This is a genomic window from Neisseria sp. P0021.S006 (genome assembly GCF_051956895.1).
The window spans coordinates 1-782 of the sequence record NZ_JBQCWZ010000633.1; the positions used below are offsets into that span (position 1 = coordinate 1).

A 782-nucleotide genomic window follows, 5' to 3' on the forward strand; every position below is an offset into this window, starting at 1 on the left:
ATCTAATAGGAGTAGCAAAATGAGTATTAAAGTAGCGATTAATGGTTTTGGCCGTATCGGTCGTCTGGCATTGCGTCAAATTGAAAAAGCCCAAGGTATCGAAGTCGTTGCTGTTAACGACTTGACTCCTGCCGACATGCTGTTGCACCTCTTCAAATACGACAGTACTCAAGGCCGCTTTGAAGGCTCTGCCGAATTGAAAGATGATGCGATTGTTGTTAACGGCAAAGAAATCAAAGTATTTGCCAATCCTAATCCTGAAGAATTGCCTTGGGGCGAGTTGGGTGTGGACGTTGTCCTCGAATGTACCGGTTTCTTTACCAGCAAAACCAAAGCAGAAGCCCATATCCGTGCCGGTGCGCGCAAAGTTGTGATTTCTGCACCTGGCGGCAATGATGTGAAAACCGTTGTATACGGCGTAAACCAAGATATTTTGGACGGCAGCGAAACCGTCATCTCTGCCGCTTCTTGTACGACTAACTGCCTGGCTCCTATGGCTGCGGTATTGCAAAAAGAGTTCGGTATTGTTGAAGGCCTAATGACCACCATCCACGCTTATACCGGCGACCAAAATACCCTTGACGCGCCGCACCGCAAAGGCGACTTCCGTCGCGCCCGTGCCGCTGCTTTGAATATCGTACCGAACAGCACCGGTGCCGCTAAAGCCATCGGCTTGGTTATCCCTGAGTTGAACGGCAAACTTGATGGCTCTGCCCAACGCGTTCCCGTAGCCACAGGCTCTTTGACCGAACTGGTTTCTGTTCTCGAACGCCCTGTTACCA

The 782-nt window shown here is 50.1% G+C and carries 1 protein-coding gene; it reads left to right on the forward strand.

Annotated features, from left to right (window positions below):
• Positions 1-19 precede the first annotated feature (19 nt).
• On the forward strand, positions 20-782 hold a 763-nt coding region (locus ACTHUM_RS16160), incomplete at its 3' end, for a type I glyceraldehyde-3-phosphate dehydrogenase (RefSeq protein ID WP_440403443.1).